Source organism: Cedecea davisae (assembly GCF_044095835.1).
Taxonomy (GTDB): Bacteria; Pseudomonadota; Gammaproteobacteria; order Enterobacterales; family Enterobacteriaceae; genus Cedecea; species Cedecea davisae.
On the sequence record NZ_CP172054.1, the window covers coordinates 3877186 to 3900127 of the forward strand.

General features: G+C 56.5%; 22 protein-coding genes, 1 tRNA gene and 1 pseudogene. 6 read left to right on the forward strand and 18 right to left on the reverse strand.

Annotation, left to right across the window (positions count from 1 at the left end):
- Positions 1 to 158: 158 nt before the first annotated feature.
- The 9 genes from ACG1VR_RS18525 to ACG1VR_RS18565 form a co-directional block, all read right to left on the reverse strand.
- Positions 159 to 581, reverse strand: a complete 423-nt coding sequence (locus ACG1VR_RS18525) for a hypothetical protein (RefSeq protein ID WP_395489521.1) — start codon at positions 579 to 581, stop codon at positions 159 to 161.
- 257 nt (positions 582 to 838) lie between these two features.
- Positions 839 to 1645, reverse strand: a complete 807-nt coding sequence (locus tag ACG1VR_RS18530) for a reverse transcriptase domain-containing protein (protein WP_395489522.1) — start codon at positions 1643 to 1645, stop codon at positions 839 to 841.
- A gap of 198 nt (positions 1646 to 1843) precedes the next feature.
- Entirely contained in the window at positions 1844 to 2389 is a 546-nt protein-coding gene (locus tag ACG1VR_RS18535) for a hypothetical protein (RefSeq protein WP_395489523.1), read from the reverse strand.
- 39 nt (positions 2390 to 2428) lie between these two features.
- Complete coding sequence (locus ACG1VR_RS18540) at positions 2429 to 2572, reverse strand: hypothetical protein (protein ID WP_395489524.1); 144 nt, start codon at positions 2570 to 2572, stop codon at positions 2429 to 2431.
- Entirely contained in the window at positions 2569 to 2946 is a 378-nt protein-coding gene (locus ACG1VR_RS18545) for a hypothetical protein (protein WP_395489525.1), read from the reverse strand. Before ACG1VR_RS18545 ends, ACG1VR_RS18540 begins: the two co-directional genes overlap by 4 nt.
- Before the next feature lie 24 nt (positions 2947 to 2970).
- Positions 2971 to 4539: a fimbria/pilus outer membrane usher protein gene (locus tag ACG1VR_RS18550; RefSeq protein WP_395489526.1), complete on the reverse strand. Its 1569-nt coding sequence runs from the start codon at positions 4537 to 4539 to the stop codon at positions 2971 to 2973.
- On the reverse strand, positions 4536 to 5678 hold the full coding sequence (locus tag ACG1VR_RS18555) for a fimbria/pilus outer membrane usher protein (protein WP_395489528.1): 1143 nt from the start codon (positions 5676 to 5678) through the stop codon (positions 4536 to 4538). The genes ACG1VR_RS18550 and ACG1VR_RS18555 overlap by 4 nt, the downstream gene beginning before the upstream one ends.
- 37 nt (positions 5679 to 5715) lie before the next feature.
- Positions 5716 to 6378, reverse strand: coding sequence for a fimbria/pilus periplasmic chaperone (locus tag ACG1VR_RS18560; protein WP_395489529.1), 663 nt, complete (start codon positions 6376 to 6378; stop codon positions 5716 to 5718).
- A gap of 102 nt (positions 6379 to 6480) precedes the next feature.
- Positions 6481 to 7044, reverse strand: a complete 564-nt coding sequence (locus tag ACG1VR_RS18565) for a fimbrial protein (RefSeq protein ID WP_395489530.1) — start codon at positions 7042 to 7044, stop codon at positions 6481 to 6483.
- Between the two features lie 703 nt (positions 7045 to 7747).
- On the opposite strand from ACG1VR_RS18565, the gene ACG1VR_RS18570 reads away from it, so the two are divergent.
- Together ACG1VR_RS18570 and ACG1VR_RS18575 are read left to right on the forward strand one after the other, a co-directional pair.
- Complete coding sequence (locus tag ACG1VR_RS18570) at positions 7748 to 8341, forward strand: LuxR C-terminal-related transcriptional regulator (protein WP_395489531.1); 594 nt, start codon at positions 7748 to 7750, stop codon at positions 8339 to 8341.
- Between the two features lie 182 nt (positions 8342 to 8523).
- A pseudogene (locus ACG1VR_RS18575) lies at positions 8524 to 8652 on the forward strand (hypothetical protein); the annotation flags it as partial.
- Positions 8653 to 8685: 33 nt separating this feature from the next.
- On the opposite strand, the gene ACG1VR_RS18580 reads toward ACG1VR_RS18575, so the two are convergent.
- The 3 genes from ACG1VR_RS18580 to proB all read right to left on the reverse strand — a co-directional run bounded on the left by ACG1VR_RS18580 (position 8686) and on the right by proB (position 11237).
- A tRNA-Thr gene (locus tag ACG1VR_RS18580) sits at positions 8686 to 8760 on the reverse strand.
- Between the two features lie 109 nt (positions 8761 to 8869).
- Complete coding sequence (gene proA, locus ACG1VR_RS18585) at positions 8870 to 10123, reverse strand: glutamate-5-semialdehyde dehydrogenase (protein WP_395489532.1); 1254 nt, start codon at positions 10121 to 10123, stop codon at positions 8870 to 8872.
- Positions 10124 to 10133: 10 nt separating this feature from the next.
- Positions 10134 to 11237 (reverse strand): glutamate 5-kinase, encoded by a 1104-nt coding sequence (gene proB, locus ACG1VR_RS18590; protein ID WP_016535032.1) that lies wholly within the window; start codon positions 11235 to 11237, stop codon positions 10134 to 10136.
- Between the two features lie 298 nt (positions 11238 to 11535).
- Here proB and ACG1VR_RS18595 point away from each other — a divergent pair, with 298 nt between their 5' ends.
- Complete coding sequence (locus tag ACG1VR_RS18595; protein WP_016535030.1) at positions 11536 to 12633, forward strand: porin; 1098 nt, start codon at positions 11536 to 11538, stop codon at positions 12631 to 12633.
- A gap of 47 nt (positions 12634 to 12680) precedes the next feature.
- Here ACG1VR_RS18595 and crl read toward each other — a convergent pair whose 3' ends face one another.
- The 3 genes from crl to gpt all read right to left on the reverse strand — a co-directional run bounded on the left by crl (position 12681) and on the right by gpt (position 14961).
- Positions 12681 to 13082 carry a sigma factor-binding protein Crl gene (gene crl, locus ACG1VR_RS18600; protein ID WP_172568286.1) on the reverse strand — a complete coding sequence of 134 codons (402 nt, stop codon included), beginning with the start codon at positions 13080 to 13082 and terminating at the stop codon, positions 12681 to 12683.
- A 57-nt stretch (positions 13083 to 13139) separates the two neighbouring features.
- A complete protein-coding gene (gene frsA, locus ACG1VR_RS18605) occupies positions 13140 to 14387 on the reverse strand; it encodes an esterase FrsA (protein ID WP_279051981.1) in 1248 nt (415 codons plus the stop codon).
- Positions 14388 to 14502: 115 nt separating this feature from the next.
- Complete coding sequence (gene gpt / locus ACG1VR_RS18610; protein ID WP_008457349.1) at positions 14503 to 14961, reverse strand: xanthine phosphoribosyltransferase; 459 nt, start codon at positions 14959 to 14961, stop codon at positions 14503 to 14505.
- A gap of 255 nt (positions 14962 to 15216) precedes the next feature.
- Between gpt and pepD the strand changes: the two genes are divergently transcribed.
- Positions 15217 to 16674, forward strand: coding sequence for a cytosol nonspecific dipeptidase (pepD, locus tag ACG1VR_RS18615; RefSeq protein ID WP_395489533.1), 1458 nt, complete (start codon positions 15217 to 15219; stop codon positions 16672 to 16674).
- A gap of 117 nt (positions 16675 to 16791) precedes the next feature.
- On the opposite strand, the gene dinB is transcribed toward pepD, so the two are convergent.
- The gene (gene dinB, locus ACG1VR_RS18620) at positions 16792 to 17847 is read right to left on the reverse strand and encodes a DNA polymerase IV (protein ID WP_395489534.1); all 1056 of its coding nucleotides are present in this window, start codon (positions 17845 to 17847) and stop codon (positions 16792 to 16794) included.
- Positions 17848 to 18078: 231 nt separating this feature from the next.
- Between dinB and dpaA the strand changes: the two genes are divergently transcribed.
- Entirely contained in the window at positions 18079 to 18819 is a 741-nt protein-coding gene (dpaA, locus tag ACG1VR_RS18625) for a peptidoglycan meso-diaminopimelic acid protein amidase (RefSeq protein ID WP_016535025.1), read from the forward strand.
- Here dpaA and ACG1VR_RS18630 read toward each other — a convergent pair.
- On the reverse strand, positions 18790 to 19557 hold the full coding sequence (locus tag ACG1VR_RS18630; protein WP_016535024.1) for a class II glutamine amidotransferase: 768 nt from the start codon (positions 19555 to 19557) through the stop codon (positions 18790 to 18792). The genes dpaA and ACG1VR_RS18630 overlap by 30 nt on opposite strands.
- Positions 19558 to 19609: 52 nt before the next feature.
- Positions 19610 to 20191 (reverse strand): D-sedoheptulose 7-phosphate isomerase, encoded by a 582-nt coding sequence (lpcA, locus tag ACG1VR_RS18635; protein WP_172568290.1) that lies wholly within the window; start codon positions 20189 to 20191, stop codon positions 19610 to 19612.
- A 229-nt stretch (positions 20192 to 20420) separates the two neighbouring features.
- Between lpcA and fadE the strand changes: the two genes are divergently transcribed.
- Positions 20421 to 22865 carry an acyl-CoA dehydrogenase FadE gene (fadE, locus tag ACG1VR_RS18640; protein ID WP_016535022.1) on the forward strand — a complete coding sequence of 815 codons (2445 nt, stop codon included), beginning with the start codon at positions 20421 to 20423 and terminating at the stop codon, positions 22863 to 22865.
- Positions 22866 to 22942: the final 77 nt, after the last annotated feature.

Below are 22942 nucleotides of genomic sequence, written 5' to 3' on the forward strand. Positions count from 1 at the left end.
CGGTAACAGAGTGGTAGGTGAAATGCGGCGGATGAACTGGATAGCAAAACAGGCATGCTACTCACTGGCCGTAACTCCGCAGTACACATCTCACATGGGCACCCGACCGCACTGGGCCCCGCCCAAGGGCCACACCTACCAGCAGCGCGCCAAGGAGGTTACTTGTACGTGTAGGTCACGTCTATTGGCACGGTGAACGACCCCGGGGACAGCCCCTCGACGCGCACTAACGTCCCCTTGTTCTCTTCGAGTTTTAGATCTACATCGACACTTACCCCTGTCGTCGACCTCCCCACCAGGTGGTACACCCCGCCACAAGTGCCGCCCCATGGGATAATCGATGGATATTTCACTTCACCTACGTTGAGTTCTGTCGTGATCAGAGTTGGGAAGGTTGCGAATTTACACGTACCGTCCTTCCCTGTGTCTACGAAGAACCCAACTCCGTCCCCGGATTCTGCCGACCACCAGTCTATGTCGACATCGGTGATCACGATCCACACATACCGAAATGGATTGGGCGGCATAGGTACGTCAATCCGTTTGAACGATTTGTCCCACGCGGCCGTAGTGTGTTTCACGTTAGCATGCCTGATGATCGTCCCCCGAAACGGCCCGCCTCGGTCGGTGTCAGACCCGCGGATGTCATACCTTGCGGTAACGTCTGGGCACCCTTTAGGGCTGTTCGGCATGCGAAGCGCCCCCGTGAGCGTATCGTTCTGTATCCACCCGTCGTTGGGGTAGTACACCCAGACCCAGTGAGCAGAGCAAGGGTTTGTCATACATGCCCATATTAACACTGTTATCAATCGGTTACGCATTGTCCTTCCTTATTTTTTCAGGAGGCCAGTTTTACCAGCTGGTCTCCCCATGCCTTCCATCGCGATTCGTAAGCCTGCACGCGGGCCTGCGCCTCTGATTCAGAAGCACCTCCGGCCCGCGCCCGCTCATAAAGCCGCAGGCGCCGTTCGCGATGGTTCCTTATTGCCCAGGGCGAGAGGGCGGGGCCCCCGGCGCCGAACCATATACCCAGCCAGTCAAAGCCCTTTTCCACTCTTCCGGTCTGCGTTTTATCCGGATGACGCTCAAAACCGCCCGTTTCAAAATCCGCAGACAGGCGGGCAATCCCCCTGCGTAACTGCCAGCGGGTGCGGGTAAGCAAAAGAAAGTCACCCATGTATCTGACATAGCAGTAATCCTCTCCAGGTAAATACGCCCAGTGGCTGTCAATGTGGCGCAGCAGGCTGCCGCCAATAAGCGGGCTCAGGGAACATCCTCGCGGGATGCCCTTTGCCGGGGTGTGAATTTCGCCGCCCCGTTCCACGCTGTAGTACGCATACTGTCTGACCAGCGCCTGCAGAACCGGGTCCGTCACCCACCGCTCTACCTGGGCCACGACCTGCGGCTTGAGGATATGAGCGTAATACCCCCGGATATCCGTCCGGTGAACAAAGCAGTAGTGCTGTGTTTCAAGCGCCTCAGACACTCGCGCGACACTTTTCACCACGCCTCCACCGGTAAGATGCATGCAGGCTTCATGCTGAGGCAGGAGGTGCTGAATACACAGCGCCACCCATTTCAGCACCAGAGCATCAGAGGCCGACCATACCGCCCGGGCGTCCTGCCCCCTCCCGGTAATCAGCATTGGGGAGAGGCGATAGCGGCCTGTCGTTACGCACCGAAAGAGCGCCTCGCCCTCTGCTGACCATCGCCACCGCAGGTGCCAGACGTCCGAGTCCGGAGGATGTCTTTTTCGTGTATCACACAGCCACGCATATGCCTTTTCCCACGGCGTTCGCAACAAACTTTCCGTTGAGCAATCCTGTATTCGGACAGCCATGCATTACATCGGCGCAATCGTGGCGGTTACACTGGCGCTGTGTTCGCCGGCGACCGGGGCTTTACTGCCGCGTCCCGGCATAACTGTCAAATTAGGGCTGCTGCTCGTCGCCCCCGCAATACTGCCGCCCTGCAGACCAGACAGGCTTATCAGCTTATCGTCGCGATACAGACAGAACGCCATGGCACCGGACTCTGCGTCCGCGCAGCCGGAACGGGTGACCTGCTCTGCCTTAAACGTCAACCTGTACTTTTCCGTTCCAAGGCAGGTGGGGGAGATATAAAATCTACGGGCATAGCGAGATACCCCCGTTTCACTGCCCTCGCCGTCAATGGCCATTCTTTTAATTTCGCCAAGATTAACGAGCGGCGGTACCATCAGAGAGCAACTTGCCTTTATCCGCCCCTGAATTTTCGTCGTGGCCGTAGTGTCCGCCTTCAGTGGCGGCGACAGCGTAATGACAGCCGCCAGCAGGAATCTGCCCCGGACACTACCGGGCAGTCTTAGGGTAGGCATTTTCATCGTATTTACCTTGTTATTATCCGTCATGCTGTCCAGCAGGCGGGGTGGTCACCGTCTCCGGAAAGGTCACATCAGCGCTATCTTCACCGACAGCGTGGCGGTGTAGTCTGTCCCCTTCGGATTATCTCCATATGCCGCTTTAACCGTCAGCCGGGTGTCACCGCTGGACAGATACGTCAGGGTCGGAGACCGCCCTCCGTAGAAGCTCATTTTGTCCCCCCCTGATACAGACAGAGGCCCACCGCCCCCTTGGGGCTGGGCGCAATGCAGCCATTCGCATCACCGTCTGCCGTAAAGGTATATTTGAATTTAGAGCTTCCCGAACAGCTGCCAGTGACCGTGATATCCGTGCTGATGCCGGGAATAAGGCTGCCCACATTCCCTTTGTTATCCATCTCCGGGCCATAGATAATATCCGGCATCACCACCACTGACGGCATACTGACGCTGCATACAGCCCGTACGGTGGCCTCAATTTTGACCGTCTGAACATTAACATCCGCTGCTGACGGAAGTGCGACGGACAGCAGGCTTAACGCGGCTATCCGGGTAAAGCCTCTGAGACCTGCGTTATATCCACTCATGATGTTCAGCTCCGTTCAGTCTCTTCATTTACAGTTCTCCGCGACCTGTATCAGGTGCTCTTTTTGCGCCGGCAGCCGGTAGCGCACCGTGCACTGCTGGTCCGCACCCGCGCCCCATTTCGCCTTCAGGGTGCCCTGCGGCGACAGCCCCGACAGGAAGACCTGGCCCTCGTCCCCGACGATGCTCCCGTTATCGCCCGACGTGACCGTCGTCCCGAACGGCAGCGGCTTCCCGTTGTGCGTCAGCGTTATCAGCGCCCGCAGCCCTGTTCTCGCTTTAAATTCAGCCCGGACGATGGCCCCGCGCGTCGGCACCACCCGGCTCACCGCGTTATCAATTTCTGTCCGGTCGTCCAGCTTCGTGGTGTCCAGCGCGACCCGGTTTTCACGGTACACCGTGGCGTACGGCATCACCGTGTAGCCCCGCCAGTCCGTCTGCACCCCGCCGGCGTTGCCCACCGGCACATTCGCCGCACCGGGGGCAGCCACCAGAACGCTGGTATCCCCCAGCGGCTGGCCCAGCGTCAGCCCGTTCCGGTGCAACAGCATTCCGCCCGACACGCCGTAGCTGGTCTGGGTGTAGCTGCCGCTGTGGCTGTAGCCCAGGTTGCCGTTGCCGTACCCGCCCTGGTAATAGAGGCTCGCGCTGCTGCTGTTCCCCCCCTCCCGGGAGTACCCCTGGCTGACGTTCCAGCTCAGGTTGCCGCGCTCCAGCGCCGAGCCGCTGAGGCCCAGCTGCTGCGTGACATTGCCGCGCCCGTCGCGCCCGCCGTTCAGGGTGGCGTAGACCGGCGAGCTGCCCGACGGCAGCCAGCGCTCCAGCGGCACCGACAGCGTCAGGTACAGCGAGCGGTCCGTCTGTGACAGCCCGGTATTGCGCGTCTGGTTAAAGGAGACGCTGTAATTCACCGTCCCCACCATCCCGCTGAAACCTGCCTGCAGCGACTCGCTGCTCCCGCGGCGGTTCCAGTAGGTCTGCCGGCTGCCGGTCAGGTAGAGGGCGCCGATATCCCCCAGCCGCTGGGAGATATTGACCTGTATGCGCTGCCGCTTATTGTCATAGAGGTTGAAATAGTCCGTCACCGGGCGGCGCGCCGGCCGGCCGTCCGCATCCACCTCCTTCGGGTCGTACAGCCAGCCCGACATGCCTTTCAGCGCCGTCTCGTCCAGGGTGTGGAAGCCCTGCGTCGAGTAGCGGTAGCCCGCCAGCTGGAACGTCGTCCCCAGGTCGTTCAGCGACCGGCCATAGAGGAATCGTACGGACTGCCCCTGATGGCGGCTGCCGTCGGCCAGCTCGCTGTCGGCGTGGGTGGCGTCGGCAGAGATAGCCCCCCAGCGCCCCATATTCAGGCCGGCGCCCAGCGTTCCCGCCCGGTAGCGCTCCGCCAGCTGCAGCCCGCCGTAAGCGGTGATGTTGTACGGCAGCCCCCACACCAGGGTCGGCTGCACGAAGGCCGGTTTTTCATAGCGGTCGCTGTTGCTGCGCAGCCGTCCCGCGGTCACCGAGTAGGTCACGCGCCCCTCACGCAGGAGGAGAGGCACCGAGGAATACGGCACGGTGAACGTTTTTCGGGTGCCGTCCGCCTCTGTCACGGTGACCTCAAGGTCCCCCCCCCGGCGTACATCGGGTACATATCGTCGATAACAAATGGCCCCGGGGCCACGTTCATCCGGTACATCTCGTACCCGTTCTGCCGGACCGTCACCCGGGCGTTGCCGACGGCGGTGCCGCGGATAACCGGGGCATAGCCGCGCTGGCTGTCCGGGTACATACTGTCGTCGGTCATCAGCCGCACGCCGCGAAAACCTACCGAATCAAAAATATCGCCATCGGTGGTGGCGTCCCCGAGCGTCAGGCGGCTGCGCCAGGGAATAATGGCCCGCTCCGCCCAGGCGCACCCGTGTTGCCAGCGACTCTCGCTGGAGTAACGGCTGCTGTAACTGCTCCAGGTCATATCATCCCGAAAACGCCAGGCGCCAAGGTTCAGGCCGCCGCTCAGGCGCAGGTAGTTGCTGCGGCTGTTGCCGTATCGCCCGCGGTTGTCGCTGCCGCTCAGGTTGTAGTTGAGCAGGGCCGCATTGATGCCCTCGTCCCACTGCTCCGGCGGTATCCATCCCCGGGGTCTGGCCAGCAACGCGGCCTGAGGGATGCTCAGCTCCAGGCGCATGCGCTGGAAGTCGAAGCGGGTCGTGGCCTGCGGCACCAGGGTTGCCACGTTCAGGCACTGCTGGTCCGACAGGCCGCTCGCCTCTGGCTGGCCGGTCAGGGGAGTCAGTATCTCCGGCCGCAGCCCCACCTCCTTCAACTCGTCAGAGCCCAGGCAGGTCATCAACCCGGTGTTATCGGTAATGCCCGGGGGAATATCCTTCTCCGGCAGCGGCACGAAGGTGAGCGTCCGGGTGGCCACCACCGTGTCATTCACCACAATGTCAACCTGGTAGCGGCCCGGCATCTGCCCGCCCCGCTGGAACTGCGACAGGTCTGCCACCGTCTTCGCGTCCCCCAGTAATCCGGGCGGGAACCAGAGCTCATCGGCCATCGCAGGTCCACCAGTCAGCGCCAGCGTGACCGCCAGCGCCAGGGGGGCGACGCCCCGCTGATGTTCAGGCGTCCTGCGGCTTCTCTTTCTTTTGTCGCTATTTTTTTCATCCGTAAGGTCAGGCACGATGATGGCCGACGGCTCTCCCGCCCCGTCTCCCGACCTTTTTTTTCTGTTCCGCTTTCTGTCCATAATGCTGAACCTCCCTTACCTCCCGCGAGCAACTCACTTACTGCATGACGCCTTTCTGTGGGGTACTGATGCCGCCGTAGTCGTTGATGGTGCTGAAGGTGATGTCGCTTCCCGCCCCCGGCGGCAGGACGATGGAAGAGTCACTCAGAGGAGAAACCATGGTGTCCGCCAGCGGCGTTCTGCCGGCTTTTATGTCGGTCAGGGTCAGGTAGTACGGCGTCGGATTATGGACAGTGACCTTCTGCCCGTTTATCCGAAAACGCAGTTCGGCGGGCGCGGCCTCAGGCCGGGGCTTAAGCCCTTCAGGTCTAACAAACAGTTTGACGCGGGTGACCACGGCGAGAATGAGGGCGCTTTTTCCTTCAAGCGCTTTTTTATCCACCGAAGGAATGGCCTTCGCATTGAAGTAATAGAGGCTCTCCCGGTCACGGGGTAATTCTCCCCCCGTACGCACCAGGCGCAGCATATTCTCGTTGCCGGGCCCGCCGGTATACAGCGGCGGTGTGACCACAAAGTCCTTAGTTTTCTGGCCGTCTGCACCCTCAACCCAGGACTGCACCAGGAAGGTGGTTTTGTCGTCGGTGTTGCGGACAGAGACCGGCTGCTGCCGGCTGTCCAGCGGATAGATAATGCGGGTGCCGCCCAGCACTATGCCGCCGGCCTGGACGCCAAGGGGCAGCACGCTGAAAAAAGAGAGCAAAAGGACACCTGCTTTTCTCTGGAAAAAGCGCGTAAGAGTCATATTGATAACCATGATATTGCGGAGATACCTGCTCCGGACCAGGGTCCGGAGCAGGGCCTGTCAGGAATAGGTGATGCTGAACTCAGCGCTGGCGTTCGCTGCGCCAGGTTTAACGTCTGTGGACGTCGAAATGTACTGCGCCTGGAATCGCATTTTGGTGTTGCCCGGCGTCAGATTCGTGGCTTCAGAAACCCCTGAACCGTCGACGGGCACGGCTTTCCCATCGCTCAGGATACGGATCCCGACGCCGCTGGCAGCAGAGCTCCCGCGGTCGTTGTCGAGAGCAAGAATGGTATTTTTGCCCGGTACACTCACGCCACTGAAGTTAACGCTGGCCTTCTTATAAGTTTCTACCGAGCAGTCCGTGAGTTTGATGTCAAAGTCACGTGCCGGGGTGACGTCTCCTACTGCCTTATTTAAATCGGCCACGCGGAATTGCTGGAGGTCAACAACTTGTCCGCCCGTCGGCTGCTCAAGCGCACAGGCGGCATTGACCAGGCTGCCGACAAATTTGATGGTTCCTCCATTCACCGTTACGGATTCAGGCGGTTCTACGGGGTTAGCAAATACCGAAGATGTGCAAAGCAACGTCGTTAACGCGAGAGCTAAATTTTTACGTTTCATGAACTATCCTTTTCGATTAAATAATACGCATCTTCTCAGGAGTTTTCGGACACTCCTGAGCAATACATTGATAGCAAAGAAAAAAATGGCATTTCGATGGATATAAAATGATGACTCACATTAAAGTTCGCAGGCTTATTATGCCTGCTGAAAAATAATTTCATCCATCTGCAATCATGCTGCTTTCACGTAAATCCTCGATCAGAAACCCTAAATAAATATTAAACCACGGAATGAATATGGGAATTCCAAATAAAATAATGGCATTTATTCTGCTCAGGTATACCAATGCAATCAATAATAAGATCGATATCCTGAGCAAGATCGACAAAACAGGATAATAATCCAATATTTCTTGTTATGTCAGGACTTATGATCAAATAAGGTGATCTTTTCAGTGAAATGATCTAAATTCAGCTCATCAACACCTGGTGTCATTAATAAGGCTAAATATGTAGCTACCTGAAAGTGAATATAAGTAACGGTCCCGCTTTAAATTAACGGCGTTAATACACACAGCTTTATACAAGCTGGGGCCTCCCCTGCCTGTCGAAAGAAAGTCGGGCTCTTTCCTGGCGGTAAATATTTTTTCATTTAAAAGATAAAAGGAATTTATTTATAAGAATTCACGGCGAATAACATTTCATTTACAAAATAAATGTATTAATAACCTACTAATTAACCAAATCCATTGAGACGACTAATGATTCTGATTGCTGAGGACTGCAGTTTTACAGCGCTGGGAATGAGGGTATATCTGAAAGAAAAGTTCTCGTATCCACAAAAAGTGTCAATAGTGGATATGCTGCAGGAGGTTGTCACAACGCTGAGTAAATATCCGGTGCGCTACGTTTTTCTGGGAGCAGACCGGATGTGTAACGAATGGGGACAGGCAGAGCTTCGGCGACTCGTACAGCGCTATCGAAACACGCTGTTCTACATCCTGACCGAAGTGAGGTGCACGCCGATAAACAGGCTCTTAGTGATGGCTGATAACCTGATTATCATTAATCGCCGTGACATACGCCCGGTACTGGACAGAATGAAAGCAGAACATCTGTACCTGTCTGATAACAAAAGTCAGCTACACCGCAGCGATACGTTCTATGTCAGCCGTAAAGAAACGAGGATCCTTAACCTTTTCTTCAGAGGAATAAGCCATCGCGTAATATGCAACAAACTGTCTATCGAAAATAAAACTTTATACTCACATTTACGGAACGTGATGCGCAGGACGCATTTAGTCAGCATGCAACAGCTTTACCAAATCTATAAAATTAAAAAAATCATTCCTTAACACCAACACCTGGAAAGTCTGGGGGATGTTTTTGATACAGATACGTTCTGCTTTCGCCTGTCTTACGGCAGCCCCGCCGGTGTAAGTGCCAGTCCGGGCGGGCTGACGGCCCTATTCTACAGGTGGCCAATTTTACTGTGCTACTACAAACACAGCCTGGCGAGCTGCGTTAAGGAGGACTGGAAATGGGAGGATGGGAAAGCATAGAAATGATTCAGCGTTATGCCCATCTGGCACCTAACCACCTTACACAGCATGCCATGCAAATTGACGCATTTCTGGCAGGAAATGGCACAAGGTGGCCTTTCTGATTTGGTGAATATCGCGTGAAGCCGCGTGGTTAATGGTGCGATAATAGGAGTCGAACCTACGACCTTCGCATTACGAATGCGCTGCTCTACCAACTGAGCTATATCGGCACGGAGAAAGGTGTCGTGCGGGTAACGGTGTAAAAGGGTAAGAAAGATCGGGTGATGCGTCAACCACTTGTCAAACTGCATGCTGGTTTTTGCATCACCCGTGGGCTATTTACGCACGAATGGTATCGTCGCCAAAGCCGATCCACTTGTAGGTGGTTAAGGCTTCAAGCCCCATCGGGCCGCGAGCGTGCAGCTTCTGGGTGCTCACGGCTACTTCTGCGCCAAGGCCAAACTGGCCGCCGTCGGTGAAGCGGGTTGAGGCGTTGACGTACACGGCAGAGGAGTCCACTTCGTTAATAAAGCGGTTCGCATTGCGCAGCGTGCGGGTGAGGATGGCGTCGGAGTGCTGGGTGCCGTGCTCGCGAATATGTGCGATGGCGTCGTCCAGGTCGGCAACCACTTTCACGTTAAGGTGCAGCGAGAGCCACTCGTCATTGTAATCCGCCTCTTTCACCGCTTCTACTACCGCCGGGCCGTTTTTCAGGATCGGCAGAGATTTTTCGTCAGCGTGTAGCGTTACGCCGGAGTCAGCCATCTGCTTGCTAAGCGCAGGCAGGAAGCTCTCCGCAATCGCCTGGTGCACCAGCAGCGTTTCCACCGTATTACAGGTGCTCGGGCGCTGGGTTTTAGCGTTAACGATGATTTTCAGCGCCGGTTCAAACTCTGCGGTGTCATCCACCACGATGTGGCAAACGCCAATCCCGCCGGTGATAACCGGAATAGTCGACTGCTCGCGGCAAAGCTTGTGCAGGCCAGCGCCGCCCCGTGGAATGAGCATGTCGATGTAGCGGTCGAGGCGCAGCATCTCGTTAACCAGAGCGCGATCCGGGTTTTCAATCGCCTGAACTGCCGCCTTCGGCAGACCGCAAGCTTCCAGCGCATTCTGGATCACGGCGACCGTGGCGTTATTGGTGCGCCACGTTTCTTTCCCGCCGCGCAGAATAGCGGCGTTGCCGGTTTTCAGGCACAGGGAAGCTACATCTACTGTCACGTTCGGGCGCGCTTCATAAATCACGCCCACCACGCCGAGCGGCACGCGGCGGCGTTCAATACGCAGCCCGCTGTCCAGCAGCCCGCCGTCAATCACCTGCCCTACCGGGTCGGCGAGGTTACAGACCTGGCGCACGTCATCGGCGATGCCTTTCAGGCGTGCCGGAGTGAGCAGCAGGCGGTCGAGCATTGCTTCGCTAAGGCCGTTTTTACGCGCCTCTTCCACATCCTGCTGGTTAGCCGCCAGAATTTCTTCGGCCTGGGCTTCGAGAGAGTCGGCAATCTTTTCCAGCACGCGGTTTTTCTCGCGCCCGGAGAGCAGTGCCAGCTGGTAAGAGGCCTCTTTTGCCGCTTTACCCATTTGTTCAAGCATTGCCTGCTCCTTAGTTAACAATCATGTCGTCGCGATGAACGGCCACCGGGCCGTATTCATAGCCGAGGATTTCGTCAATTTGCTGGGAGTGATGCCCGGCGATGCGGCGCAGCGCGTCGCTGTTGTAGCGGCAAACGCCGTGGGCAATGTCGCGCCCTTCCAGGCTGCGAATGCGGATCACTTCCCCGCGAGAGAAATTGCCGCTCACGCTTTTAATGCCTTTTGGCAGCAGCGAGCTTCCGCGCTCGAGAATGGCAGACAGCGCGCCGTCATCCACGGTGATTTCACCCGCAGGCGGAGCGCCAAAGATCCAGCGTTTACGGTTTTCCAGCGGAGACTGCTGGGCGTGGAAACGTGTGCCAACCGGCGTCCCGGCCATCACGTCGCCAATTACGCCGGGCTTGCTGCCAGCGGCGATGATAACGTCTATGCCCGCGCGGCAGGCAACGTCCGCGGCCTGCAATTTGGTGCCCATACCGCCCGTTCCCAGGCCGGACACGCTGTCCCCGGCGATGGCGCGCAGCGCGTCGTCTATGCCGTGAACTTCTTTGATCAATTCCGCTTCCGGGTTATTACGCGGGTCGGCGGTGTACAGCCCCTGCTGGTCGGTCAGCAGCAGCAGTTTGTCGGCTCCGGCCAGAATAGCGGCCAGGGCAGAAAGGTTGTCGTTATCGCCTACTTTGATTTCCGCCGTCGCCACCGCGTCGTTTTCATTAATGACCGGCACAATGTTGTTGTCCAGCAAGGCTCTTAGCGTGTCGCGGGCATTAAGGAAACGTTCACGGTCTTCCATGTCGGCGCGGGTCAGCAGCATCTGCCCTACGTGAATGCCGTAAATAGAAAACAGCTGTTCCCAGAGCTGGATCAGGCGGCTTTGCCCCACCGCGGCCAGCAATTGCTTGGAGGCGATGGTTGCGGGGAGTTCGGGGTAACCCAAATGTTCGCGTCCGGCGGCAATCGCCCCGGAGGTAACAATAACAATACGATGCCCCGCCGCGTGCAACTGAGCACACTGGCGAACCAATTCAACAATATGGGCGCGGTTCAGGCGGCGGGAGCCACCGGTTAATACGCTGGTGCCTAGTTTTACCACCAGCGTCTGGCTGTCACTCATGATTCTCTGCCATTTTTACGAAAAGGGGGAAATTAAAAAGCCAGATGACGTTGTAACAGGAGTCACGCGGCTTGCCAACAGGCGGTGCGGGAAAAGGGCTAAGAAGGGAGAAAGGATCGCTGAATGTAGTCGATATATTTTACATTTTTATGACATACAAACTTTATTACGAATATTTAATCTTTCTCCTAAATTGTCATAAATCTTTAATCTCCGGACGATAAAACCCTTCCTGTTTTTAGCGGGAGCCCGACTCCTGGAATAATTTTGCAGGCTTTCACCATTCTTGGGATAACAAATGAAAAAGAGCACACTGGCATTAGTGGTAATGGGCATCGTTGCGGCTTCCGCGTCTCAGGCAGCCGAAGTTTACAACAAAAACGGTAACAAACTGGATCTCTACGGCCGCGTAAAAGCCGAGCACTATCTGAGCGACAACAACTCAGTAGACGGCGACGGCACCTATGCGCGTCTGGGCTTCAAAGGCGAAACTCAGATCAACAGCCAGCTGACCGGTTTTGGCCAGTGGGAATACCAGGTTGCCGCCAACAAAGTTGAAGGTGACCCAAATACCGCGAAAACCCGTCTGGCGTTTGCCGGCCTGAAAGCAGGTGACTACGGCTCATTCGACTACGGCCGTAACTACGGCGTGCTGTACAACATCGGTGCCTTCACCGATATGATGCCGGATTATGGTAACGACTCTTACACCAGAACCGACAACTTCATGACCGGCCGTACCAACGGCGTTGCGACTTACCGCAACAACAACTTCTTTGGTCTGGTAGATGGCCTGAAACTGGCTCTGCAATACCAGGGCAAAAACCAGAACGACGGCCGCGATGTGACTAAACAGAACGGCGACGGCTTCGGCACTTCTCTGACCTATGACATCGCCGATACCGGCCTGACCGTAGGCGGCGCATACGCTAACTCCGACCGTACTAACAAACAAGAATCCGGCGCTTACGGCCAGGGCACTAAAGCCGAAGCCTGGACCACCGGTATCAAGTACGACAAAAACAACGTTTACCTGGCAACAACCTACGCTGAAACACGCAACATGACGCCAATCAGCGTCCCGGGTTCTCTGGCGAACTCCGCCAGCAACGTTTCTGGTTTTGCTAATAAAAACCAGGCGTTTGAAGTGGTTGCTCAGTACCAGTTTGACTTCGGCCTGCGTCCGTCCATCGGCTACGTGCAGTCCAAAGCGAAAGATATTGAAGGCATTGGTGATGCGGACCTGACCAAATATATTGAGATCGGGACTTACTATTACTTCAACAAAAACATGTCTACCTACATCGACTACAAAATTAACCAGTTGAGCGATAGCAACAAGCTGAAGCTGAATAACGATAACGTCGTTGCTCTGGCGCTGACCTACCAGTTCTAAGTTTTAGATAAAAAAATCCCCGTTCGGTGAACGGGGATTTTTTATTTTCAGGCGGAGAGCTTTAGCTTCTTTTCAGCAAAGTTCTCGGCAGGCACCAGCCCAAGTTCGAGGCTGGCGAGTAAATCCTTCAGGCGCCCGTGGAACCCACGCAGGGTCTGCTCCAGCTTCTCATCGACTTCTTTGTCCTTCGCCGGGGTTGCCGTCCATTTGCCGTCTTTATCAAACAGGCCGAACTGCCAGGTGTAGGTAAACTGCTTTTCCTGAGCTTCCAGCACCATCCACCATCCCCAGAACTCGCGCTTCTCTGGCGCGGGCTTAACGTTAACGCAAACAGCCAGGCAATCGAAGAAGAAGCGGTTATCTTCACACTGCTCTTCCCGAATGTAAGGGCCAAGCGAGGCGAACTTTCTAATCAGTCTACTTTTCGGGTGTCCACTCGGTAACGTCATTACGATCTCCTGTTGTGAAGCATCTGTTTTAGCAAACCGCTGAGATTTAGCAAATCATTAACGTAATCTTTGTTTCATCCATCCGGTAATTTCTTGCAGCGCTTTGTCAAAGTTTCGATACACCGGGTTGAACGGGATCTCGAGTAATTTGCCGTCCGCAGATGACGAAGCGATTAAACGCGATTCTTCTTCCGGGCTGAAGGGGTCGTTGGCCCAAAAACCGGAAAGCATCGGCGTTGGGCAGCGGCGGCCAAGCAGGCCCTGGGTTTTGAGCGAGTAGCGGTTAAGCTCCACGCTCAATGCGCTGTCTGAGATGCTGGTCATGCCGAGGCGGCTGGCGAGCACGTCGATGTACATTTCCGGCACGTCGGCCTGGCGCTGTGGGTCGCTCAGCAGGCTGTGCACCACCGGTCCAAGGCAGGCCACGGCTTTAAGGCGGTTAGCTTCAAGGTAGGCAAGGCGTACCGCCACGTTGGCTCCGAAACGGAAGCCAAAGGCCGCCACGCGGGTGTGGTCGACCCACGGAATATTGGGTAACGCCCTGAGTACGTGCTGGTGCAGCAGGCTTGAGTCCTGGGTTAACTTCCACTTGGCGGAGAAGCCTACCGACGGCATGTCGATGGTTAGCATCGCAATGCCCTGGGGAGCGAAGTATTTCTCAAACAGGCTGTAATAGTCGCTTTGCAGAGCGTCCAGACCGCCGCACATCAATACCGTCGGGAACGGGCCTTCTCCCTGCTTAGGCAAATGCAGGAAGCCGCTGATGGTGCCGCCGCCTTCTACCGGGAACTCCAGCTCGCGCAGGCCGCCAGAAAGGCGTGGAGCCGCTTCCTCATAGGCGCGGTTAGCCAGGACCTGAGCCTGCTCGGCCAGTACGTCGCCCTTCAGGTGCGGGTAGGCCGCGATGCTGTAAAGATTGGCGGCCTGGAGCCAGTATTTACCGATTTTTTCTTCATCGGTTTCCTGGTTAGCACGCTGCTGCCAGAGCATCGCCTGCTTAGACCATTCGTAAATCCAGTTTCCACCGCGGTAGCCCACTACGGTATCAAACAGGTCGTCGTTGGTGCGCTCGGCTTCGGTACAGGCAATGCGCGCCTGTACTTCGAGGATTTCACGCGGGTCAACGCCTCGCCAAATCCACATCAGGCGATTGATCATGCGATACCAGTGAGGAACGTTTTTCCCGTCCAGCGCGGACTGGATTGACGGGGCCGCAGTATGCCGGGCGCGGCGCACCAGCGTCGAGGTTTCTGGGTGTTTGAATCTGGGCTTAAAGAGAGTTTCGCTTAGATTGGCCTGCGACATCGTTTCACTGCCTCCATGAATACGAGAAACGCCGCTATTGTAGCCCTGATGCCGCCTAAATAACACAAACGCCCGGCTAGCCGGGCGTAAAGGTACTCAAATAACTTATGGGGGATTAACGGCCTGCCAGAGGCGGCACAAATACCACACCCATATCCCACGGCTGCTCAATCCAGGTGTCCTGCGGGATGTCAATCACGTAGTCGTCCACCAGCGGCTGGCCAGCAGGCTTGGCGAAGATAGTGACAAAGTGAGCTTTCGGGTACATTTCACGGATAGCAACAGCGGTACCGCCGGTGTCGACCAGGTCATCAATAACGATGAAGCCTTCACCGTCACCTTCCGCACGTTTCAGTACGGTCAGCTCACGCTGGTTATCGTGGTCGTAGCTGGAGATACAAACGGTATCAACATGGCGAATTCCCAGTTCACGAGCCAGCAGCGCGCCCGGCACCAGGCCACCACGGCTAACGGCGATAATGCCTTTCCACTGTTCTGCTGGCAGCAGGCGCTGAGCCAGCTTGCGGGCGTGAATCTGCAACATGTCCCAGGTGACGACGTATTTTTCGCTCATGTGAAGTGTCCCGGCCTGTAAATAACGGCTTAAAAAGTATTCGAAGGGGTTTTGGTTGCGCGAGATTATAGAGATCTGACGCACTAAAAACCAGTGTTGCGGGCCAACGGCAGTGGTTTTTACTCGTATTCAGCCTTCACGCAACAAAAGAAAGTGGTATTCTCGGAAGATCGCGCAAGCAGAGCTTGTGATGTAAATGAACCCGGTCAAAACCGTGACCGGTATGTCAAAAAAATGACTCCAGGGAGACTCAACGTGTCTGAATTGTCTCAACTATCTCCGCAGCCGCTGTGGGATATTTTTGCCAAAATCTGTTCTATTCCGCACCCGTCCTATCATGAAGAAGAGCTGGCGGCACACATCCTGTCCTGGGCAAAAGAAAAAGGCCTGCACGTAGAGCGCGACCAGGTTGGCAACATCCTGATTCGTAAACCGGCCACCGCCGGAATGGAAAACCGCAAAGCCGTGGTTCTCCAGGCGCACCTCGACATGGTGCCGCAGAAAAACAACGACACCGTTCACGACTTCACCAAAGATCCTATCCAGCCGTACATCGACGGCGAGTGGATCAAAGCTCGCGGCACCACTCTGGGCGCGGACAACGGCATCGGCATGGCATCTGCCCTGGCGGTTCTGGCAGATGACAGCGTGGTTCACGGCCCGCTGGAAGTGCTGCTGACCATGACCGAAGAAGCCGGCATGGACGGTGCATTCGGCCTTCAGGCTGGCTGGCTGCAGGCGGATATCCTGATCAACACCGACTCCGAAGAAGAAGGTGAGATCTACATGGGCTGCGCAGGCGGCATCGACTTCATCACCACTCTGCCGCTGCAGCGCGAAGCGGTTCCGGCCGGGTTCGAAACCTTCAAGCTGACCATTAAAGGCCTGAAAGGCGGCCACTCCGGCGGAGATATTCACCTAGGCCTCGGCAACGCCAACAAGCTGCTGGCCCGCTTCCTGTTTGCCCACGTAGCAGAGCTGGACGCACGCCTGCTGGATCTGAACGGCGGTACTCTGCGCAACGCTATCCCGCGTGAAGCATTCGCTACCCTCGCGGTGCCTGCTGCTAAAGCGGCCGAGCTGAAGTCCCTGGCTAACGAGTATCTCGCTATCCTGAAAAACGAGCTGGCCGCGGTAGAGAAGAACCTGACCGTGCTGGTAGAGCCCGTAAGCTCTGACAAACAGGCGCTGACGGCAAAAAGCCGCACCAACTTCCTCGGCCTGCTGAACGCCACCCCGAACGGCGTTATTCGCAATTCCGACGAAGTAAAAGGCGTGGTAGAAACCTCCCTGAACGCGGGCGTAGTGACCATGAGCGACGACAGCGCGGAAATCATCTGCCTGATCCGCTCCCTGATCGACTCAGGTAAAGACCACGTTGTTGGCGTTCTGGAAGCGCTGGGCCAGCTGGCCGGGGCTAAAACCGAAGCGAAAGGCAGCTACCCTGGCTGGCAGCCGGACGCTAACTCTCCGGTGATGCATCTGGTGCGTGAAACCTACCAGAAGCTGTTCAACAAAACCCCGAACATTATGGTTATCCACGCAGGTCTGGAATGCGGTCTGTTCAAAAAACCGTACCCGGACATGGACATGGTTTCTATCGGGCCGACTATCACCGGGCCTCACTCTCCGGATGAGCAGGTTCACATTGAAAGCGTGGGCCAGTACTGGAAACTGCTGACCGAGTTGCTGAAAGCTATTCCGGCGAAGTAGTTTTTACCCTCACCCTAACCCTCTCCCTACAAGGGAGAAGAGGCTTTCTTTGCCTGCCTTGCCCTCATTCTTTTCCCCTTCTCCCTTCCAGGGAGAAGGCCGGGATGAGGGTTATCTTTACAGCCCCAGCAGCAGTTGCCTTTCCAGCTGCGGGTCCAGCAAAGTCACATGTAGCCCCACCAGCCGGACGCCACGTCCTCCCCTTCGCTCTTCCCAGGCTTTACGCGCGGTAGCAATCAGGTCTTCTTTATTCAGCTCCGGCCAGACGTGTTCCTGCGTGGTGAGCTGAAAGTCATTAAACTTGAGCTTTACCCCCTGGCGGGCAATGCGCAGGTCGGCACGCTCCTTAGCCAGCCTTCGCTCCAGCTCCGGGTAGAGCCGCTCGATAATGTCCTCGCACGCCTGCCATTCATGAATGTCTTCCGCCAGCGTGCGCTCCACGCCAACCGACTTTCTCTGGCGCTCGTTGCTGATTTCCCGCTCGTCTATGCCCTGGCTGCGCTCCCAAAGCACGCGACCAAACTTGCCAAAGCGCTTTAGCAGCAGCGCCAGGTCGGCTTTTTGCACGTCCGCACAGGTTCGCAGGCCTATCTCTTCCAGCCTTGCTACCGTTACCTTGCCGACGCCGGGGATTTTCCCCAGCGGCAGCGTTTCCAGGAAAGCGGGAATCTTCTCCGGGGTAATCACGTACTGCCCGTTCGGCTTATTAAGGTCGGAGGCTATTTTGGCCAGAAACTTGACCGGCGCGATGCCGGCGGAAGCCGTGAGGTTCAGCTCGTCGGAAATGGCCTGGCGAATTTCACGGGCGATGAGGGTTGCCGAGCCCTGGCAATGCTCGCTGTTGGTCACGTCCAGATAGGCTTCATCGAGAGACAACGGCTCAATCAGCGAGGTGTAGCGGGAGAAGATTTCGCGGATATGGTTTGAGGCTTCTTTATAAGCGTCGAATCTGCCCGGCAGCAGGGTGAGATGAGGGCAAAGCTTCAGCGCCATCGCCGTGGACATGGCGCTGTGCACGCCAAACTTGCGCGCGGGGTAGTTTGCGGTGCTTATCACGCCTCGCCGCTGGGCGCTGCCGCCGATAGCCAGCGGAACTTCGCGCAGGGCTGGATTATCACGCATCTCAACGGCGGCAAAAAAGCAGTCCATATCGACATGAATGATTTTGCGCATAATAACCCGCCCCGGAAAACAATACTGGATAAGTATACAGCTCATTTGGCAATGAGGAAATATCCCCTCTTTCCTGTTCATTCCAATAAAATTTGTAAACGCATCAGACTGCCGCTTGCGAAAAAAAACCACGATGCTAATGTGAGCGCAATCCTGTCCAGATTATTCTGATTTAGGGTCCCTTTAGCCGTCCTGGCTGTTAGTTGCAGGTTTATCAAGGAATCAAGCAGTATGCGTAAGATCGCACTAATGATTGCGATGCTCTCTATGCCGTTTTTCTCTTTCGCCAGCCTGCTGAATAGCAGCGGCGTCGCCGCCCCCATCGGCAAAGAAACCAGACAGCAGCTCATGGGCTCCCCGGTTTATATTCAAATCTTTAAAGAAGAGCGCACCCTTGAACTGTGGGTGAAGATGGGCGAGCAATATCAGATGCTCAACAGCTACCGCATCTGCAATTATTCAGGCGGTCTGGGGCCAAAACAGCGCCAGGGCGATTTTAAAAGTCCCGAAGGTTTTTATAGCGTTGATCGCAGTCAGCTAAAGCCGGACAGCCGCTTCTATAAAGCGATTAATATCGGCTTCCCGAACGAATTTGACCGCTCGCACGGCTATGAAGGGAAATACTTGATGATCCACGGTGCCTGCGTGTCCATTGGCTGCTACGCCATGACCGACTCCGGCATTGATGAGATTTTCCAGTTTGTGACCGGCGCTCTGATCTTCGGTCAGCCGCGCGTGCAGGTCAGTATTTTCCCGTTCCGCATGACGGACGCCAATATGGAACGCCACAAATACTCGACCTATATCAACTTCTGGAAAGGCCTGAAACCGGGCTATGACTACTTTGCTGCCAACCACCAGCCGCCAAACGTCGCGGTAGTGAGCGGCAACTATGTGATAAGCAAACCTGCGGTGGCCACGCCGGTGCAGCCACAGCTGGTCTCAAACTATAAGCTCACCGAGGCAAAATAACGCCGACTTGCCTGGCTCAATCTTGTGCCAGGTTTCGTTCGCCGTCAGCGGTTGAGTAGCAATAACAGTGACCACATCGTTCGGTGTGGTCTCTTCCTGAAAGTCGATTTCCACATCCCTGTCTAACAGCTTCGCCACGCCAAACGGTGCCCTTCGCGTTATCCAGAACAGGTTAGTCGAGCAAAACGCCATCACGTAGCGCCCGTCCGACAGCAGCATGTTAAACACGCCCTTCTCTCTCATCTGCCCTGCCAGCTCGGTAATGTAGCGGAATACCGCTTCCATATTGCCGGGCGTGCGCGGGTAGCGCTGGGTCAGCTTGTGCAGCAGCCAGCAAAACGCCTGCTCGCTGTCCGTTTCGCCTATCGGGCGGAAGCTGCCGGTCTCAAGCGAACGGTAGCCTTTCAACTGCCCGTTATGGGCGTAAGTCCAGTTGCGGCCCCACAGTTCGCGGGTAAACGGATGCGTGTTTTCCAGCGCCACCTGGCCACGGTTAGCCTGGCGAATGTGCGCCACCACCGAGCAGGATTTAATCGGGTATTCCTGCACCAGGCGGGCAATGGGCGAGTTGAAGCTCGGCTGAGGATCTTTAAACGTGCGGCAGCCTTTGCCTTCATAGAAGGTAATGCCCCAGCCGTCTTTATGGGGGCCAGTTCCGCCACCGCGCTGCACCAGACCGGTAAAACTAAAGCAGATATCCGTCGGTACGTTGGCACTCATCCCGAGCAGTTCACACATCTCATCTCTCCCACAACGAACCCTCCTGCCCGCCGGACAGGAGGATTTCGGGCTAAGCCTTGACCATTTCTTTTTCGATTAACTGAATCAGGATGTGGATCACTTTAATGTGGATCTCCTGAATGCGGTCCGCGTAGCCAAAATGCGGCACGCGAATTTCGATATCCGCCGTTCCCGCCATTTTGCCGCCGTCTTTACCGGTCAGCGTGATGACCTTCATGCCTTTAGCACGCGCGGCCTCAATCGCCTTGATGACGTTGCCGGAGTTGCCGGAAGTAGAGATACCCAGCAGCACGTCGCCTTCGCGGCCAACCGCTTCAACGTAGCGGGAGAACACGTAGTCATAACCAAAGTCGTTGCTGACGCAGGAGATGTGGCTCACGTCGGAAATCGCAATCGCCGGGTAGCCAGGGCGGTTCTCACGGTAGCGGCCTGTCAGCTCTTCAGCGAAGTGCATGGCGTCGCAGTGCGAGCCGCCGTTACCGCAGGACAGCACTTTGCCACCCGCTTTAAAACTGTCCGCCAGCAGCACGGCTGCGCGCTGGATGGAATGAATATTTGCTTCATCCTTCAGGAAGTTAGCCAGCGTTTCCGCCGCTTCATTTAACTCATTACGAATAAGATCCTGGTACATGAGGAAGTCCTTGAGGTTTGATTGAATTTCACCTCCGGCAGTGTACCGGATAGCGCCAGGCGCGAGAAGCGCAACCCCGCGAGTTTAGCCGGGCTTTTACGATTATGTGCCGCAACAATGTGAGCGAGGTTGTAATTATTTTGTGAATGCATTGCTAAAAAATGCAACATCCACTACAACCAATACATCACAAGTGGTCAGACCTCCTACAAGCCAGGGAGCTTTCTTTATGTTAATTTTAAGTATTGTTCTTACTCTCGTCCTGCTGGGTGTGCTGTTCTATCACCAGGCAAACCTGCTGCTCGCCAGCGTGATTTTACTGGCCTGGACCGCCGCCCTCGGTGCCGCCAATATCTGGTCTTACTGGGTGCTGGTGCCGCTGGCCGTTATCCTGGTGCCGCTGGTCTTTACTCCGCTGCGTAAATCACTGATTTCCGCGCCGGTGTTCCGTGGCTTCCGTAAAGTGATGCCGCCGATGTCGCGCACCGAAAAAGAAGCTATCGACGCCGGGACAACCTGGTGGGAAGGCGATCTGTTCCGCGGCAAACCAGACTGGGAAAAGCTGCACAACTATCCGCAGCCTAAGCTGACCGAGGAAGAGCAGGCCTTTATCGATGGCCCGGTTGAAGAAGCCTGCCGCATGGCAAATGACTTCCAGATAACCCATGAACTGGCCGACCTGCCTCCTGAACTGTGGGCCTACCTGAAAGAACATCGCTTCTTCGCGATGATCATTAAGAAAGAGTACGGCGGTCTTGAGTTCTCCGCCTACGCTCAGGCTCGCGTGCTGCAAAAACTGTCCGGCGTTTCCGGTATCCTGGCGATTACCGTCGGCGTGCCAAACTCCTTAGGGCCGGGCGAACTGCTGCAACATTACGGTACAGAAGAGCAAAAAGATCATTACCTGCCACGCCTGGCGCGCGGCCTGGAGATCCCTTGCTTCGCGCTGACCAGCCCGGAAGCGGGTTCCGATGCGGGCGCAATCCCGGACAGCGGCGTAGTCTGCATGGGTGAATGGCAGGGCGAACAGGTGCTGGGCATGCGCCTCACCTGGAACAAGCGCTACATTACGCTGGCGCCTATCGCCACCGTGCTTGGCCTGGCGTTTAAACTTTCCGACCCGGATCGTCTGCTGGGCGGCGAGGAAGATCTCGGCATTACCTGCGCCCTGATTCCAACCCATACTCCGGGCGTGGAAATCGGCAAGCGTCACTTCCCGCTGAACGTGCCGTTCCAGAACGGCCCAACCCGTGGGAAAGACATCTTCGTGCCAATCGACTTTATTATCGGTGGCCCGAAAATGGCCGGACAGGGCTGGCGTATGCTGGTTGAATGCCTGTCGGTTGGCCGCGGCATTACCCTGCCGTCCAACGCCACCGGCGGCCTGAAGTCCGTTGCAATGGCAACCGGCGCTTATGCGCATATTCGCCGCCAGTTCAAAATCTCTATCGGTAAAATGGAAGGGATTGAAGAGCCGCTGGCACGCATCGCCGGTAACGCCTACGTGATGGACGCCGCCGCGTCATTAATTACCTACGGAATTGTGCTCGGTGAAAAACCGGCGGTGCTGTCGGCGATTGTTAAATATCACTGTACCCACCGCGGCCAGCGCGCCATTCTCGATGCGATGGATATTGTCGGCGGGAAAGGCATCATGCTGGGAGACGGTAACTTCGTGGCCCGTGCTTACCAGGGCGCACCGATCGCTATCACCGTTGAAGGCGCAAACATTCTTACCCGCAGCATGATTATCTTCGGCCAGGGGGCGATTCGCTGCCATCCTTATGTGCTGGAAGAGATGGCCGCCGCGCAGAATAACGACGTTAACGCCTTCGACAAACTGCTGTTTAAACACATCGGCCACGTCGGCAGCAACAAGATGCGTAGCCTGTGGCTGGGTCTGACCAACGGCCTGGGAAGCAGCACTCCGGCTAAAGACGCGACCAAACGCTATTACCAGTACCTGAACCGCCTGAGCGCCAACCTCGCGCTGCTGTCGGACGTCTCCATGGCAGTGCTGGGCGGCAGCCTGAAACGCCGCGAACGCATCTCCGCTCGCCTGGGTGATGTGCTGAGCCAGCTGTATCTCGCCTCTGCGGTGCTGAAGCGCTATGAAGATGAAGGCCGTAATGAGGCGGATCTGCCGCTGGTGCACTGGGGCGTGCAGGATGCGCTGCATCAGGCCGAGCAGGCAATTGACGACCTGCTGCGCAACTTCCCGAACCGCTTTGTTGCCGGGGTGATGGGTCTGGTTATCTTCCCGCTGGGCCGCCGTTATAGCGCGCCGTCTGACGCCCTGGACCACAAGCTGGCGAAGATTATGCAGGTGCCGTCTGCAACCCGCTCCCGCATTGGCCGTGGTCAATACCTGACCCCGAGCGAGCATAACCCGGCGGGCCTGCTGGAAGCCGCTCTGCTGGATGTGATGGCAGCCGAGCCGATTCACGCTCGTATCTGCAAAGAGCTGGGGCGTAACTTGCCGTTCACCCGCCTGGATGAGCTGGCGAAGCAGTTGCTGAGCGAAGGGAAGATAACCGCCGATGAAGCGGCTATCCTGACCAAAGCCGAAGTCAGCCGCCTGCGCAGCATCAACGTTGACGAGTTTGATCCGGAGGCATTGGCGACCCAGCCGGTGAAGGTGCCGGAAAAGCACAGAAAGGTTGAAGCCGCTTAATCATCAACCCCGCGCAAGCGGGGTTTTTATTGCCAACAAAAGAGCGACTTGTCGTGCTACAGTGAAAGAATACTTCC